Below are 15047 nucleotides of genomic sequence, written 5' to 3' on the forward strand. Positions count from 1 at the left end.
CGGTCCCCCCAGACACGAGAGGGTTGCGAGGATGGCTACCAGGATCGCCGGTCGCGAGTGGTTCGAGGGGCGGACCGGACGGACGCTGGAGGAGTCCGATCCATTCTTCAAACCGGTCGACCACCCGGGTGACGGGGCGCCGAACGTGTTGGTGGTCCTCTACGACGACCTCGGCTTCAGCCACTTCAACTGCTTCGGCTCCACGCTGAACACGCCAAACGCGGACCGGCTCGCAGCCGGGGGTGTGCGGTTCACGAACTTCCACGTCACGCCGTTGTGCTCGCCGACGCGTGCCTCGTTGCTGACGGGCCGGAACCACCATACGGTGGGCATGCGCGCGGTGGGCAACATGCAGTCGGGCTTCCCGTCCCAGACCGGCGAGGTGACCCACAACGCGGCGACGATGGCGGAGGTGTTGCGCGCCGAGGGGTATGGCACGTGGGCGGTGGGCAAGTGGCACTTGGTGAACATGGAGGATGCCTCGGCTGCGGGCCCGTTCGACCAGTGGCCAACCCAGCGGGGCTTCGACCGGTTCTATGGGTTCCTGCAGGGTGAGACCGACCAGTTCCATCCCGAGCTCACCTACGACCAGCACCACGTCGACCCACCTGCCACGGCGGAGGAGGGCTACCACCTGACCGAGGACCTGATGGACCGGGCGATCGGATTCATCCGGGACTCCAAGTCGGTGCGGCCGGACCGACCCTTCTTCGGCTACGTGTCCCTCGGTGCGATGCACGCACCCCACCAGGCTCCCGAGGAGTACCTGGCCAAGTACCGGGGGGCGTTCGACGAGGGGTGGGACTCGTTCCGGGAGCGTTGGTTCGAGCGCCAGCGCGAGATGGGCATCATCCCCGAGGGCACCCAGCTCGCGCCTCGCAATCCCGGCGTGAACGCATGGGCGGACCTCTCGGAGAACGAGCGCACGCTGTTCGCCCGCTTCCAAGAGGCGTTCGCGGCCTTCCTCGACCACACCGATGCCCAGCTCGGCCGCCTGCTCGACGAGCTCGAAGCGCTCGGTGAGCTCGACGACACACTCATCCTGCTGACCTCCGACAACGGGGCGTCACAGGAGGGCGGGCCCAATGGCCAGCTGCACGAGATGATGTTCTTCAACATGCGCTTCGACGCGGCGGACGACATGATGCACGGCCTCGAGGACATCGGTGGGCCTGACTCGCACACCAACTATCCGTGGGGTTGGGCCCAGGCCGGCAACTGTCCCAACAAGTGGTACAAGCAGAACACCCATGGCGGTGGGGTGCGCTCACCGCTGATCGTCCACTGGCCCGCGGGGATCGAGGCGGAGGGGGAGCTGCGCCACCAGTTCCACCATGTGATCGACATCGCGCCGACCGTGTACGAGGCGCTCGGCATAACCCCACGCGACACCTACGACGGTCATGAGCAGATCCCGATCGCAGGCACGCCGATGTCGTACGCGCTCGAGGACGCCTCGGCGCCGACCACACGCAACCTGCAGTACTTCGAGATGATGGGGCACCGCGGGATCGTCGAGGACGGCTGGAAGGCAGTCACGCGTCGCGACCTGTTCAACGCGCCGGCCGACGCCGACGCCGACGTCTGGGAGCTGTACTACCTGCCGGATGACTTCTCGGAGTGCAACGACCTCGCGTCGGAGCATCGCGACAAGGTCGCCCACCTGATCGAGTTGTGGTGGGAGGAGATGGAGCGCCATGGCGGACTCCCATTCGACCTGCGCACACTCGAGCTGTTCAGCACACCCCACCGCCCACACACCCCACACCAAAGCCACCGCTACCGCTACCTGCCACCGATCTCACACCTGCCTGCCGAGGTCGCTCCCGCGGTTGCGGGCCGGTCCTGGACCATGACCGCCACCGTGTCACGGGACCCCGGTGATGACGGCGTGCTGTTCACCACCGGCACCCAGAACTCGGGGTACGCGTTCTTCGTCAAGGACGACCGGCTCTGCTTCGACTACAACGCCTTCGGTGACCACACCCTCGTCGTGTCCGACATCGACCTGCCAACGGACGCAACCGAGCTCACGGTTCGCTTCGACCGCACCGGCCGCCGCACCGGGTCCGTGGAGCTGCGCATCGGCGACGAGCGGCACGGCTACTCCGAGATCCCCTGGATCATGAGAATGATGTCCTCTGTGGGCGCGGACGTGGGCAGGGGCACCAACTCGGCGGTCAGCACCGAGTACACCGGGCGCTTTCCCTTCAGGGGAACCCTGCACGAGCTCACCGTGGATGTCGACAGGACGCGTTCGGAGCGCGAGCGCGAGGCCAACGCGCGGGCCCGCTACGACGCCGAGATCTCCAGGCAATAGCGCCGAGATCCTCATCGCGACCGGCTCTGCGACGCGGCATCGCCGGAAGGCGTCGGCCGCTCCACAGTCCGCAGAGCGCCGACCGCTCTGCGCGAGCAGCCAGGCGGCTGACTGTCGCCGTTCCGCTGGCTAGGTTGCGACCGATGTGGAATCGCTGTCTCCTGGGGGTCTTGGTGCCGGTCGCTCTCGTCGCGTTCATGGCGTTGGCGTGCACCAGCGACGAGGGTGCAGCGACCGACCCGGCGGCGTCGGGTGTCGCTACTCCCACCAAGGAACTCGACGGTCGAGGCGACTCGACCACGGCGCAGATCGTCGACCTACGCCCGTTGGGGACCTCTGACGACCGGCGCATCGTCGACGACCTCGGTCGTGAAGTGCTGTTGCGGGGCGCGAACCTCAACTCGCTCGGCGAGTACTGGCAGGGCGACCCCGACCACCCGCCGACTGCGCCCGCCACGGATGCAGATTGGGAGGAGATGGCTCGGCGGGGCTTCTCGGTGGTTCGGCTGATCATCAACTGGTCACGTGTCGAGCCCGAGCGTGGCCGGATCGACCAGGCCTACCTCGACGACGTCGACGCGTACGTGACGGCTGCGGGCGATCAGGGCATCTACACAGTCATCGACATGCACCAGGATGCCTACTCGGCATTCATCGCCACCGAGGACGCCGCAGAATGCGGCGGTGATCCCACCGCTCGGCCCGGCAAGGGCTGGGACGGTGCTCCGGAGTGGGCGACCATCACCGACGATCTCTCCACCTGCGTGACCGGTGACCGCAACTCCGCGCCGGCGGTGATTGCTGCGTGGAACCACTTCTACGACGACACCGACGGCATCCGTCAGCGATTCGTGGCCTCCTGGGCCGCCATCGCCGAGCGCTTCGCCGGCCGGGCAGAGGTTGCGGGCTACGACCTGATCAACGAACCCGAAGTGTCCCGTCCCGCCGCCGCACTGCAGCCGCTCTACGAGGGGTTGCTGGCGGAGACGATCGACGCGATCCGCTCGGCGGAGGACGGCGCCCCCTTCGCACACCTCATCTTCGTCGAACCGGCCGTACCGGCTGGTGACCCGACTCTCGGCCCCATCATCCCCGACCCTGCGGCGGCTGGAGTCGAGACCATCGGCATCGTGGCCGCACCCCACAACTACGCCGAGTCGATCGACACGCTCGGACTCACCATCGAGGAGACCTTCGACCTCTTCCTGGGCGTGTCCGAGGGCCTCGGCGTAGCGACCTGGATCGGCGAGTACGGGTTCTGGGACACAAGTGACGAGACCCTCGCCAAGGTGCACCGGTACGCCGCCGCCGAGGACACCCACGCGCTGGGCGGGGCCTGGTGGCAGTGGCGCCAGGTCTGTGGCGACCCCCACCACGTGACGTGGGGTGAACCGGTCGAGGGTGAGGTGGTGCACCTCAACGTCGTCGGCTGTCCCACCGACGTCGATCTCGGCCCCAACGAGGCTTTCCTGTCGGTGCTCGGACGCGCCTACCCGCGGGCCACTCCCGGGCGCATCACAGACCTGGTAAGCGATCCCGACACCGGCGAGTTGACAGTGGAGGCCGCCGGCGCGCCGGTCGGCGTCGAGGTCGTCGTATGGACACCTACGGGCTCAGACACCCACGCCGTCTCGACCGCTGGACTGGAATCGTTGACCGAACATGGCGTGGACGGTGGGCGCATCGTCATCGCCACCACCGTTGCACCCGACTGGAGACTCGAAATCGCCCCGGCGGAATGACGGGAGTTGTCCTGTCATGCGATTCCGGCGTGGGCTGGATCAGACCTCGGCGACGGGTATGGCGCCGGATGGCCTCATCGGACCCGCCGTTCTCATTCTGGCTACTCGGCTTCTTCACCCATCTATCGGCACGCCACCCGCACGCGAGGGATGTCGAATGTCAGGGCTCTGGGGTCCTTTGCGTCCGATCTCTCAGGTGGGTGACCACGAGTTCGGTGAGCCTCTCGGGTTCGGCCTGCAGGATCGGCTGGTGGGCATCCTCGACGATCTCGAGCCAGTACGGTCCGGTCACCCAGTTGGCGTTGGCGTCCACCGATGATCTCGAGACGTTCTCAGAGCCGGGTGGCCAGATGAAGGTCGTCGGCACCTCGACGGGGTCGAGGTCCTCACCGGCCCACAAAGGAATGGCCCGGTACCAGTTGTAGACGGCCCGCAGCGCCTCGTCGCTATCGAGGGCACGACGGTAGGGCTCGCTCTCCTCGGGGGGCACTGCCTGCACCTGGAGCATCCTGTCGAACATCGCACGTTCGTTTCCCTCCCTGGCTGCCTCGCGGAAGTACGAGAATCGATCGCCCTGGTCCTCCGCGTTGCTCGTCGACGCAGCCATCGCCTCCTTGATCGCGCCCGGATGGGGAATGTTGATGCCCACCAATGACCGGACCCGATGCGGGTGTTTCGCCGCGAGGCCCCAGGCGATGCTCGACCCGATGCTGGTGCCCATCAGGTGGAACCGGGCGCCGGGACCCGCCAGGGCATCTGCAATTGCGAGTGTGTCAGCGATGTATTCGTCGAGGTGGTACGCCTCCACGCCCGCCGGGCGGGCGCCCTCACAGAATCCCCGAAGGTCGTGGGCCACCACACGGAAGCCCATCTCGGCCATCGGTGGGATCTGGTGATGCCATTCCCAGCTGTTACGGGGCAGCCCGTGCAACAGCAGTACCAGCGGACCGCTCTCTGGCCCGGCCGCCAAGGCCGTGAACCTCATCCCGCGCGCATCGATCCCGATCTGTTCCATGGAGATAGTCCTACATGGCCCAGGGCCACGTCATGCAAGTGGCGCAGTCAGGCATGATGGCAGGCTACGAAGCGACCGTCGCCCAGGTCCCGCAGAGACTCACACAGGCTGCGGAGATCATCGATGCTCTCTCCACCCTGGCCGCAGTACTTTTCGAGGACCAGCACCTCTGCCTGTGGACCAGCCCTAGCGAGTCGACCTGCGGCCATGTCGCCGTCCAGCACGGTGACCACGTGGACTACCTGCACGACGGCCACCGTCACGCGGCGCACGGCGACCACTACGACGAGCACTGACTCCGCAACTGAGGCCGCCTCAGGCGCAGCAGGTGTCGGCGAGTGATTCGGCGCGCCACGTCCGGACCGCTTCGACTGCAGCGAATGCGGCGATGGCGAGTCCGGCCAGCGGGTCCGCCCACCACCAGCCGAGTGCCCAGTTGGCTCCGATGCCGATGAGCACGACAGCCGAGAGCAGCGCACAGAGGTTGGTCTGTGCGGCGTCCGCCTTGGCGGCGGCCGACCCCAGCAGCGGTGCGAGGCGGGCCTTCGCCCGGGCCAGCAGCGGCATGACGAGCAGCGACACCGCGGCCAGCGCGAGGCCGATGGTGCTTGCCTCGGGCTTGGTGCCGTTCAGAAGGTCGGTCGTGGCGTCCACGGCAACGTAGGTCGCGAGCGCGGCGAAGCTCAGCGCGATCGCCTTGGTGGCGCGGGCGTCGGCGGGCTGGGTGCACACGCCACGCCGTTCCTGGCGGAGCCGCCAGGTCAGGATGAGCGCTGCGGAGACCTCGATGGCCGAGTCCATTCCGAACCCGACGAGGCTCACCGACCCTGCGACGATCCCCGCCGCGAGCGCAACAGCGCCCTCGATGGTGTTCCAGCCGATCGTCGCGATGTTGAGCACCCAGGCCTGGCGGACGGCGCGTTGGCGCACGTCGCGGATCACGCCGGTCGTCGGCGGAGATAGCTCGATCATGCGTCTCTCAGGCCCGGCCATCGAGGTCCTCGTGGGCGTGGTCGACGGTGAGCGCCAGTCCGGCTAGCTCGAGCAGGGCCTGGGCGAGCTCGGGGGAGGCGAGGTCGTAGCGGACCTGTCGGCCCTCGCGTGTGGCGGTCACGAGCCCACATCCGCGTAGGCAGGTGAGGTGGTTCGAGATGTTGGTCCGTCCGACGCCCAGACGGTCCGCGAGCTCTGCTGGATAGGTGGGGCCGGTTGTCAGCTGCAGCAGGATCTGCCGACGGGTGGTGTCGGCCAGGGCGGTCCCGACGCGCTCGAGCGTGTCCAGCTCGTGGGAGTCCTCGATCGAGGCGGTCGTAGGGGAAGCAGTATCCACTCCGGCATAGTACAGCCAATCGTGAATTAACGATCACGTCAACGTTTGCGAACCTCGGGACCAGGGTGCTGAACCCGGCCAGAAGTGCCCGGACCGTAGCCGGCGAGGATGCGGGCGATGATCGAAACAGGATCGGTTCGTCTCGGGTTGAGACGGTCGACTGGGCCTTCGACTGGCCGAGCCAGCTTCCCCCAAGCGGCCAACGCGGAGCCAGCACAGTCGAGCGACCGAGTTCGTGCAGCGGAGGAAACGCCTGGGCTCGGCGGCTACCGCCAGGGCCGACCGACGCCGCGAGGGGCGAGGCGCTGGGTGAAGGCCTCGATGGCACTCAACAGGAAGCCGCCGAGGCTGCAGGCGTCGCCTGCGAGACCGTCAATCGATGGCGCAATAAGCACCCGGCATTCATCGCCGAGTTGAAGCAGCAGCGACAGAGCCGAGCCCAGGAGCTGCAATATCGGGTTCGCGAGATGGACGCCATGGCGCTGGCGGTCATCGGCGAGGCTCTGGAGGAAGGTGACCGCTCCGCTGCGATGGGTTGGCTCCGAGCCCGCTCATTTCCAAGAGGTCAACACCGAACCCAAAGGTCCGACGACCCCAGACGAAGTGATCGATCAGTTCGTCGACGTTCGCGAGCGAGAGATGCTGCATGAGGCCCAGGACCGAGAAGCGATGAAGCTGGAGGCAACCTTCGCTGGGGCTGTCGCCGGCATATACCTGTCGTGGTGCTACGACCTCCCCGTGGGCGCCAACATCGTCCTTGTCCTGGCCACCATCTTCGTGATCGCAAGGACGGTGGCACCCCGCCACGGCCTGTTGGCCCGCAGGATCGCCACGCAGAGGGTCCATTCGTGGTCTCACTCGTACGGTTCGCGCGGCTGGTCGATCGGGGTGACGGACTCCGCCAGCATCTCCGGCATGGGAACGTCCGCCTCCGGGTCCTCGGCAGCGGGTACCCAGGTCCCGACGACCGTGACCCAGGAGTCCTCGGGAGGTGCCACCCCCTGCACCCTCACCTGAACCGGTAGCCCGTCCGCCGCGCAGCACGAGAGGGCGAACCTGGTCAGCAGGAAGTCCTCGCCTGTCGGATCGGCGACGAACCCCGTGAGCCGCACCGGTTCGCCCTCGAGCTGTCGGTCGTCGTCGTAGTTCACGCGGTAGGTGAACTCCGAGAGGGTCAGGTCGATCGCACCGTTGGTCGGCTCCGGGGGAGGCGGGTAGGTGGTGTCGACAGGCTCGGGCAGCTGCCGCGACGATTGGCCCGCGACCGCGTACGAGCCGAGTGGAGCAAGCGGGACCACGAACACGGCGAGGGCGGGTAGAACCAGCAGGTAGGAGATCCAGTTCTCCCGGTGCGAGTGGGACTCGGTGTCGGCTGTGGGTTCAGCTCGGTTGCCTCGCTGCCTGATTGCGATACGCAACTGCGAGAACGCCAGGACCAGCAGGACCGAGCCGCTCAGCACCAGCCAGCGGCCCATCGAACCCTTGACGTACAGCAGGTGGTCGTCGGTGGCGCCCAGCCGGATCAGGAGCACAGCCGGGAACAGCACCAGGATGCCCCGGTCCAGAGCCCTCACAGCAGCAGGCTTCCCACGACGACCCCGGAGCCGATGGCAACAACGAAGGTGAGCGGCGCGAACCTCCGCGACATGGCCGCACCGAACACGCCGGTCTGCATCGCGACCAGCTTCATGTCAACCATCGGTCCGACGACGAGAAACACGAGCCGAGAGGTGAGCGAGAACTGTGTGAGGCCAGCAGCCACGAACGCGTCTGCCTCGCTGCAGATCGACAGGAAGAAGGCCAGAAGTGCCATGACGATGATCGAGGCGACGCCCGCCCCTCCGATCGCGTCGAGTACGGAACTGGGCACAACCACCTGCAGGGTCGCGGCAGCCAGGGCCCCCACGACCAGGTAGCCGCCCGCGTGGAGCAGGTCGTGCGAGGCGGTCGAGGTGAACACCTCCCATCGAGTGCCTTCGGGCAGCTTCTGGCGCAACGCCCGCTCGACCCATTGGTCACGACCAATGCGAACCCAGATCAGGCCTACCATGATCGCGGCGAGGAGGGATGCAAGGAAGCGTGCCACGACCATTTCGGGCATCCCGGGAAACGCCACGGCCGTGGAGATCAGAACGATCGGGTTGATGGCCGGTGCCGCAAGCAGGAAGGTGAGCGCCGCCGGGGGCGCGACACCGTGCGCCACCAGCCGGCCGGCCACCGGCACCGAACCGCACTCGCAGCCTGGAAGGGCCAGTCCTGAGAGGCCGGCCACAGGAACTGCAGCCCGCGTGTCCGATGGCAGCAGCCTGGCGATTGCTCCTGGACGGACGTAGGCGGCCACGAAGCCACTGAGCACCACGCCCATGACCAGGAAGGGCATCGCCTGGAGGCTGATCGAGATGAAGATCGTGAACCAGGTCTGTACTGCTGGACCGTCGACATAGTCGGTCAGCAGGCCCCGCACTGCGATGAGCCCCAGGCATGCCCACAGCACGTACTCGGCCGGAGCCCACTCGCGTCGGTTCAGTTCACGAGCGGAGGTCATCAGCTCCGACTGGTTGCTCGGAACGGGATTCGCACACGGCTCACGGGCGAGCTCAAGCCGGTTCCTCAGGAGTCTGTGGAAAGGAACTGCTGCCCATCCTGCGAATGGCTGCAGACAGTTCCTTCACCGTGAACACCAAGAAGAACGCCAGCACCGACAACCCGGCGATCGTGGCTCCGCCGGCTGTCCCGTGGTGGAAGCTGATGGCCAGGCCGAGGGTCACGCAGATCGCGCCGATCACGACCGACGCGACCATCACCGCCGACACACGTCGCACGAGCAGCATCGCTGTGGCCGGGGGCCCGATGAGCAGCCCGAACACCAGCAGGGTTCCGATCGCCTGGAAGGAAGCGACGATCGCCACCGCCAGCATGACCATCAGCGCGGCATGGGCGGCCACCGGACGCATGCGGAGCGTCGCGGCCTTGTCCTGGTTGAAGGCCAGGGCCAGCATCGGCCTGTACAGGACGATGCCGGCCGTCACCACCGCACCTGCTGCCACGGCCTGAACACGCAAGTCGCTCGCCGTCACGCCGAGCACCTCACCGAAGAGCAGGTTGGTGACACTCGTCGCGAATGACGTCGACTTGGACACGATGATCACTCCGAGGGCAAGCATGCCCACGAACAGCAGGCCGATGCCCGTGTCCTCCCGCAGGTTCGTTCGACTGCTCACCACCGTGACTGCCAGGGTCATCACGAGAGCAGCCGCCAGCGCCCCGACCACGGGGTTGAATCCCCACAGCACGGCCAGTGCCAGGCCCGGGATCACCCCGTGGGCCAGGGCGTCACCCAGGAAGGCCAGGCCGCGCACCACAACCCAGGTGCCCGCCACGGAGCACGCTACGGAGGCCAGGATTCCGGCGAGCAGCGCCCTCTGCATGAACTGTGGCTCGAAGGCCTCGGTGAACCAATCCATTGAGCCATCCTCGCCGATCAGCCGCGCGGCATGGGATCGTTACGCCAGCGCTTCTGCAATTCGTTCGGCGTTGGAGCGCACCATGACGACGTAGGTCTCGCCACCATCTGGACCGAGGGACTCGCTGAACAGCTCCACTACCTGCACCCCGCCGGCTTCGGAGGCGAGCGCCTCTGCGAGCTGATTGGGTGAGGAGGTGTCGGCGAACACTGCGGGAACGCCTTCGGTCTCGAGCAGCTCGGCCAGTTCTGCCAGGTCGGCGGCGCTTGCCTCGGACTGGGTCGACAGCGAGGGAATCACTGCGCCGGCCACCTCGAACCCGTAGCGGTCGGCGAAGTAGCCGAACACCTCGTGGTTGGTGACGAGGACCTTGCGCTCTTCGGGGATCCCGGCCAGGACTTCCTCCACTTCGGCGTCCAGCGCTTCCAGCTCGGCGACGTAGGCGTCAACCGAGGTCTGTACCTCTTCGGTGTCCAGCGCCGGGACCGCGTCGATGATGCAATCGGCGATGCCCTCGGCCGCCGCGGCCATGCGGGCCGGGTCGGTGAAGAAGTGGGGGTCATCTCCGGAGTGGTCGTGGGAGTGATCCTCGTCGTCGGAGTGGCCGTCGTCGTCGGAGTGGCCGTCGTCGTCGGAGTGGCCGTCGTCGTCGGAGTGGCCGTCGTCGTCGGAGTGGCCGTCGTCGTCGGAGTGGCCGTCGTCGTCGGAGTGGCCCTCGTCGTCGGAGTGGCTCTTGTCGTCGGAGTGGCCGCTGTCGGCGTACTCGATCGTGTCCACCGAATCGATGGCGACGCATACGGGGGTGCCGTCGCCCTCGGCCGCCTCGATGTTCTGTTCGAGGCCCTCTTCGAAGCCTGCACCGTTGGTGACGAGGACGTCGGCCGAGACCATCGCTTCGACCTGTTGTGCCGATGCCTGGAACTCGTGGGGGTCCGCCCCCATCGGCATGAGCGTCTCGACCGTGGCAGCGTCGCCGAGGAGGTTGGAGACGACGTCGCCGAGGATGCTGGTGGTCACCAGGACGGTCGGCATCCCGTCAGAGGACTGGCCGGAGTCCGCTGACTCGTCGTCACTGGCGCATGCGGCGCCAAGCAAGGCGGCAACACCGAGAAGGGCGACCAACCCGACGCGGACCCGAAACTGGGAGTTAGAATGAGAATCGCTCTTGATCATGGATTAAGACTAGAGCCCGGACAGACTGTCGCCAAGTCGCCTAGCGCCAACCACATACGCAAATGAACGAACCAGCAATCAAAGCCGACCGGGTGACGGTTGCCTACGGGCCCGTCACTGCCCTCGACTCGGTGGATGTGTCGATCCCCCGGGGAACCGTCACCGCGGTCATCGGCCCGAACGGATCGGGCAAGTCAACCTTCCTGCGCGCGTCCGCACGTCTCGTGACGCCGACGCGGGGGAAGATCCACGTCCCGGCGCTGGACTCCCCCGGTGGGGTGGCGCTCGTCTTGCAGAGCACCGATCTCGAGGCGGGACTGCCGCTGAGCGTCGGTGAGGCGGTGAGGATGGCCCGCTACCAGCGCCTTGGCTTGGCAGGCAGGTTCAAGGCCGCGGACAGACAGCTGGTGGAAGCCGCCATCGATCGCCTGGAGCTGGGGCTACTCGTCAACAGGCAGCTCAGCGAGCTGTCCGGTGGTCAACGCCAACGTGTGCTGGTTGCCCAGGGGCTCGCCCAGGAATCGGATCTGCTGCTGTTGGATGAGCCGCTCACCGGACTCGACATCGCATCACGGGACCGGATCTGGTCGATCGTGGCAGACGAGCGGGCCGCGCGCAGGACTGTCGTCGTGTCCACGCATGACCTCGATGACGCCCGCCGGTGCGACCTGGTGATGCTGGTGGCGACCAAGCTCGTCGCCTTCGGCACGCCGAAGGAGGTACTCGACACCGAGGTACTCCGCGAGGCCTACGGCAACAGGCTGGTCAGGGTCGACGGCGGATCGGTGCTCCTCGACGATCCCCACCACGACCACGATCACTGACCTGCCCGGACGGCATCTCGTTGACAGGGCGGATGTACTCTCGTCCCATGTCCTCCGAGGAGCTGCACGAGCTCGTCGCCGCACGCCTGCGACGAGCCGGCCAGCGCTACACAACCAAGCGGCGGTCGCTGGTCGAGATCCTCGCAGGGTCAGATCAGCCGGTCACGATCCACCAGGTGCTCGAGACCGAGCCGTCGATGCCCCAGAGTTCCGCCTACAGGAACATGGCGATTCTCGAGCAGGCCGAGGCAGTCAACCGGATCGTCACCTCCGATGACTTCGCCCGCTTCGAGCTTTCCCAGGAGCTGACCGAGCACCATCACCACCTGATCTGTACGGCCTGTGGCCAGGTGACGGACTTCACCCTGCCTCCTTCCTTCGAGGACGACCTGACGAAGCGCCTCGATCGCGCATCGAAGCAACAGGGCTTCGTGGCGGAGGACCACCGACTCGACGTGATAGGTACCTGCGCACGCTGCCACGCCCCTTAGCGCTGCAACAACCGCTGGACAGCACGTCTTCGGCGAAGCCGGATACCTGAACCGCTACGGATCGGGCATGGCCTCGTGGTGGGCTCCCAGGAGCACCACGACCATACGGCAAGGCTCGTCGAACGGGTTCTGCCAACGATGACGGGTTCCGTTCTGGACGATCGTGTCGCCTGGTCCCACCTCGACGGTCGCGCCGTCGTCCAGTTCGAGCAGGGCGCGTCCGGAGACCACGAACTCATAGTCGACCGTCGCAGTCGTGTGCATGCCGGGGTTCTCGGCCTCCATGTGGCCGGCCATTCCCGGAAGCTTCTCCTCCATCTCCGCGAGCGCAGCCTCGAAGTCGACATCACCAAGTTCGGCTTCCACTTCGGGTGGCACCGTGAACAACCCGAACCTGAAACCTCCCACCGGAGGGAAGTACAGCGAAGCATCCGGCTTCGATCCGGAGTCAGGAAACCGGCACGGCTCGTCGCTGCCCCAGAGGCGGAAGAACTCATAGCCCGGCACGATCGCGCTGGTGATCGGTTCCACCACCTCGTCGCTCGCGAACACGGCCTTCCCCTCGCCGTTGTGGCCGGTGACGACTCGTCTGATTCCCATGTCACGCTCCCATGCGCTCGACGCTCGGACCCTAGCTGGCTGATGGGAGCAGGGGCCCGGAGAGAAGCCGTGCGGGTCGGGCGGCGGCCCGGGCGAGTTCCGGTTCGTCGCTCCTGAGCAGACCGCCCTGGCCGGATCGTCGCTGTCTGGACAACTCGTGGGCTACTTCGAAACCGCGGGGCGAGGCCGACGCCGACGCAGCACGCCGTACCAGATGGCGAGCACTGCGATGAGAATCGCGGTCACCACGGCCGCCAGCAGAAGTCCGGCGTTGCGGGCACCCACCCGCTGGGGCACGTCGCCGTCGAAGTCGACGACGTCCACATGGAGCCGCCGTATGCCGCCCGGGCCGGCCGCGTCGGGGCTCTCCCAGCCGTGGTACACCATCCATACATCGCCGAGCGCCTCGAAGAACTCCTGGCCACCGGGTCCGTGGGCGAACAGGGTGGAGGCCATCCAGGGGTCGGACTGGATCCGTTCGCAGGGACCCGAAGGCGAGTCGCATCGGGCCACTCCGATTGCGTACCGCTCACTGTCCCAGGCATTCGCGGAGTAGAAGAGCACGTAGCCGTCGTCGGTGACGACCATCGAGGGGGCCTCGATGAGTTCGCCCTCCCAACCCTGCTCGGCGGTCAGTAGCTCTGAAGGCTGGCCGATCAGGGTCCTGCCGTCGGCGCCGAGCTGTTGTGACCAGATGGAGGTCGGCGCCGCACAGCAGTTGCCATCGTTCTTGAACAGAAGCCAATGCCGACCGGAACGGTCGGTGAGGATCGACGGGTCGATCGAACCCCCCAGGTCCTTCTGGCAGACCAGCGGCTCGCTCGAGTCATCCACGAACGGCCCGACGGGATCCTCGGCCACAGCGCTCGAGATGCATTGGGTGGAGGTGCCGGCGAGGCGCGTCGAGTAGTAGAGGACGTATCGGTCGTCGAGGGCCAGCACAGCCGGCGCCCAGACGAAGCCGGGCTCGCTCCACTGCGGGAGCTGCGGCAAGGCGTCGCCCACATAGCGGGCCGTGGGGGAATTGCGCACGACCATCACCGGCACGTTCGCGTCCGTTGTGTTGGTGCTGTAGGCGTAGAAGGCGTCCCCGGCGGCGAGTACGTAGGGGTCGGCGAAGTCGCCGCCGTGAATCGGCGTGCCGAGCAGCAGTCCGGCCCCCGGCTGCAGCGACGTCGGCTGACCCTCCAGTTCACCCGTCCCCGCCTCCGGCCCCGCCGTCTGGCGCCGCTGGCCCGGGCTGGCACTCTCGTCGCTGGCGGAGCAACCGAGAGCGGCCAGGACGGTCAGCACCAAGGCGACCATCGCTGTTGACAGCTTGGCGAAGCGGCAGCCGGCCTCGGTGCTCACCTGGCAGCGGGCGTCCTCAAGGGCCCGCCCACGAGCTCCGCTGCGGTACTAACTCGGCTGACGACGCCATCGAACTCGAAGTAGCCCATGCCGGCCTGCAGCATGGCGCCGCTGAACGCGAGCAACAAGGTGTCGGCGACCCCGGGGTCAACCTCGTCGCCGAAAGCCGTGCCGAGCCGACCTGCGAGGTCGAGCCCGACACGGTCCCGGACCCGTTGGGCATCGGGGTCACTCGAGAGGAGAGCCGCGAGGGCGCCCTGGGCCAGTTCGGGTTCGTCGCTGAGAGCCAGTCCGGGCTCTCGCAGTGCTGCGTCAACCCGCTCTGGCAGCGAGCCCCGGGGGTCGTGTTCGGGATGAGGTATCTGGCGCAGCCGACGCCAGAAGACCTCGGCCACCAGGTGGGCCTTGGAGGAGAAGTAGGTGTAGGCGGTGGTGTGGGTGACGTCCGCCTCGCTGGCGACCAGCCGGAGTGTGAGGTCGTCGTATCCCCGTTCGCGAAGGACACGCTCGGCGGCGTCGAGGAGTGACTGCACGGTCGCCTGTTGGCGCGCCGACATGTGCTGGCGCGTCATGACCCCGTCTGCGATGGCCGTCGCGGGTCCATCGCCGGCGTCGGTGTCCTCGGTGTCCTCGGTGTCAGTGTCCCGGTCAGTCACGCGTGTCGATCTTGACACGGGTTCTTACATGTGTAAAGTTCCGGCAGTGAGGCCCTTGGGGGCGCATGGATGGCCCGTGCGC

General features: G+C 67.0%; 14 protein-coding genes. 4 read left to right on the plus strand and 10 right to left on the minus strand.

The annotated features are described in order from the left end of the window. The first annotated feature begins 31 nt into the window (after window positions 1-31). Both GY812_13375 and GY812_13380 read left to right on the plus strand, forming a co-directional pair. Window positions 32-2320 (plus strand): arylsulfatase, encoded by a 2289-nt coding sequence (locus GY812_13375; GenBank protein MCP4436470.1) that lies wholly within the window; start codon window positions 32-34, stop codon window positions 2318-2320. A 143-nt stretch (window positions 2321-2463) separates the two neighbouring features. Beyond that, complete coding sequence (locus GY812_13380; GenBank protein MCP4436471.1) at window positions 2464-4062, plus strand: glycoside hydrolase family 5 protein; 1599 nt, start codon at window positions 2464-2466, stop codon at window positions 4060-4062. 160 nt (window positions 4063-4222) lie between these two features. Here GY812_13380 and GY812_13385 read toward each other — a convergent pair whose 3' ends face one another. The 7 genes from GY812_13385 to GY812_13415 all read right to left on the minus strand — a co-directional run bounded on the left by GY812_13385 (window position 4223) and on the right by GY812_13415 (window position 11044). Further along, the gene (locus tag GY812_13385) at window positions 4223-5077 is read right to left on the minus strand and encodes an alpha/beta hydrolase (GenBank protein ID MCP4436472.1); all 855 of its coding nucleotides are present in this window, start codon (window positions 5075-5077) and stop codon (window positions 4223-4225) included. 315 nt (window positions 5078-5392) lie between these two features. Beyond that, window positions 5393-6049 carry a cation transporter gene (locus tag GY812_13390; protein ID MCP4436473.1) on the minus strand — a complete coding sequence of 219 codons (657 nt, stop codon included), beginning with the start codon at window positions 6047-6049 and terminating at the stop codon, window positions 5393-5395. A 7-nt stretch (window positions 6050-6056) separates the two neighbouring features. Further along, the gene (locus tag GY812_13395) at window positions 6057-6377 is read right to left on the minus strand and encodes a winged helix-turn-helix transcriptional regulator (protein ID MCP4436474.1); all 321 of its coding nucleotides are present in this window, start codon (window positions 6375-6377) and stop codon (window positions 6057-6059) included. Window positions 6378-7261: 884 nt separating this feature from the next. Next, the gene (locus GY812_13400; protein ID MCP4436475.1) at window positions 7262-7981 is read right to left on the minus strand and encodes a TIGR03943 family protein; all 720 of its coding nucleotides are present in this window, start codon (window positions 7979-7981) and stop codon (window positions 7262-7264) included. After that, complete coding sequence (locus GY812_13405) at window positions 7978-8952, minus strand: permease (protein MCP4436476.1); 975 nt, start codon at window positions 8950-8952, stop codon at window positions 7978-7980. Before GY812_13405 ends, GY812_13400 begins: the two co-directional genes overlap by 4 nt. A 52-nt stretch (window positions 8953-9004) precedes the next feature. Next, a complete protein-coding gene (locus tag GY812_13410; protein MCP4436477.1) occupies window positions 9005-9871 on the minus strand; it encodes a metal ABC transporter permease in 867 nt (288 codons plus the stop codon). A 39-nt stretch (window positions 9872-9910) separates the two neighbouring features. Further along, window positions 9911-11044, minus strand: coding sequence for a zinc ABC transporter substrate-binding protein (locus GY812_13415; GenBank protein MCP4436478.1), 1134 nt, complete (start codon window positions 11042-11044; stop codon window positions 9911-9913). Between the two features lie 62 nt (window positions 11045-11106). Between GY812_13415 and GY812_13420 the strand changes: the two genes are divergently transcribed. Both GY812_13420 and GY812_13425 read left to right on the plus strand, forming a co-directional pair. Beyond that, entirely contained in the window at window positions 11107-11868 is a 762-nt protein-coding gene (locus tag GY812_13420) for a metal ABC transporter ATP-binding protein (protein MCP4436479.1), read from the plus strand. 47 nt (window positions 11869-11915) lie between these two features. Then, window positions 11916-12359: a transcriptional repressor gene (locus tag GY812_13425; GenBank protein ID MCP4436480.1), complete on the plus strand. Its 444-nt coding sequence runs from the start codon at window positions 11916-11918 to the stop codon at window positions 12357-12359. Between the two features lie 54 nt (window positions 12360-12413). Here GY812_13425 and GY812_13430 read toward each other — a convergent pair whose 3' ends face one another. The 3 genes from GY812_13430 to GY812_13440 form a co-directional block, all read right to left on the minus strand. Continuing rightward, window positions 12414-12959, minus strand: a complete 546-nt coding sequence (locus tag GY812_13430; GenBank protein ID MCP4436481.1) for a cupin domain-containing protein — start codon at window positions 12957-12959, stop codon at window positions 12414-12416. Window positions 12960-13121: 162 nt separating this feature from the next. Then, entirely contained in the window at window positions 13122-14309 is a 1188-nt protein-coding gene (locus GY812_13435) for a family 43 glycosylhydrolase (GenBank protein ID MCP4436482.1), read from the minus strand. Next, window positions 14306-14881 carry a TetR/AcrR family transcriptional regulator gene (locus GY812_13440; protein MCP4436483.1) on the minus strand — a complete coding sequence of 192 codons (576 nt, stop codon included), beginning with the start codon at window positions 14879-14881 and terminating at the stop codon, window positions 14306-14308. Before GY812_13440 ends, GY812_13435 begins: the two co-directional genes overlap by 4 nt. Window positions 14882-15047: the final 166 nt, after the last annotated feature.

The organism is Actinomycetes bacterium (assembly GCA_024222295.1).
Taxonomy (GTDB): Bacteria; Actinomycetota; Acidimicrobiia; order Acidimicrobiales; family Microtrichaceae; genus JAAEPF01.

Excerpts from the sequence above, each read along its gene's own strand:
- GY812_13405 (MCP4436476.1), bottom strand. The coding sequence starts at position 8,952 with ATGACCTCCGCTCGTGAACTGAACCGACGCGAGTGGGCTCCGGCCGAG.
- GY812_13390 (MCP4436473.1), bottom strand. The coding sequence starts at position 6,049 with ATGATCGAGCTATCTCCGCCGACGACCGGCGTGATCCGCGACGTGCGC.
- GY812_13420 (MCP4436479.1), top strand. The coding sequence starts at position 11,107 with ATGAACGAACCAGCAATCAAAGCCGACCGGGTGACGGTTGCCTACGGG.
- GY812_13380 (MCP4436471.1), top strand. The coding sequence starts at position 2,464 with ATGTGGAATCGCTGTCTCCTGGGGGTCTTGGTGCCGGTCGCTCTCGTC.
- GY812_13425 (MCP4436480.1), top strand. The coding sequence starts at position 11,916 with ATGTCCTCCGAGGAGCTGCACGAGCTCGTCGCCGCACGCCTGCGACGA.
- GY812_13440 (MCP4436483.1), bottom strand. The coding sequence starts at position 14,881 with ATGACGCGCCAGCACATGTCGGCGCGCCAACAGGCGACCGTGCAGTCA.
- GY812_13375 (MCP4436470.1), top strand. The coding sequence starts at position 32 with ATGGCTACCAGGATCGCCGGTCGCGAGTGGTTCGAGGGGCGGACCGGA.
- GY812_13385 (MCP4436472.1), bottom strand. The coding sequence starts at position 5,077 with ATGGAACAGATCGGGATCGATGCGCGCGGGATGAGGTTCACGGCCTTG.
- GY812_13410 (MCP4436477.1), bottom strand. The coding sequence starts at position 9,871 with ATGGATTGGTTCACCGAGGCCTTCGAGCCACAGTTCATGCAGAGGGCG.
- GY812_13415 (MCP4436478.1), bottom strand. The coding sequence starts at position 11,044 with ATGATCAAGAGCGATTCTCATTCTAACTCCCAGTTTCGGGTCCGCGTC.
- GY812_13430 (MCP4436481.1), bottom strand. The coding sequence starts at position 12,959 with ATGGGAATCAGACGAGTCGTCACCGGCCACAACGGCGAGGGGAAGGCC.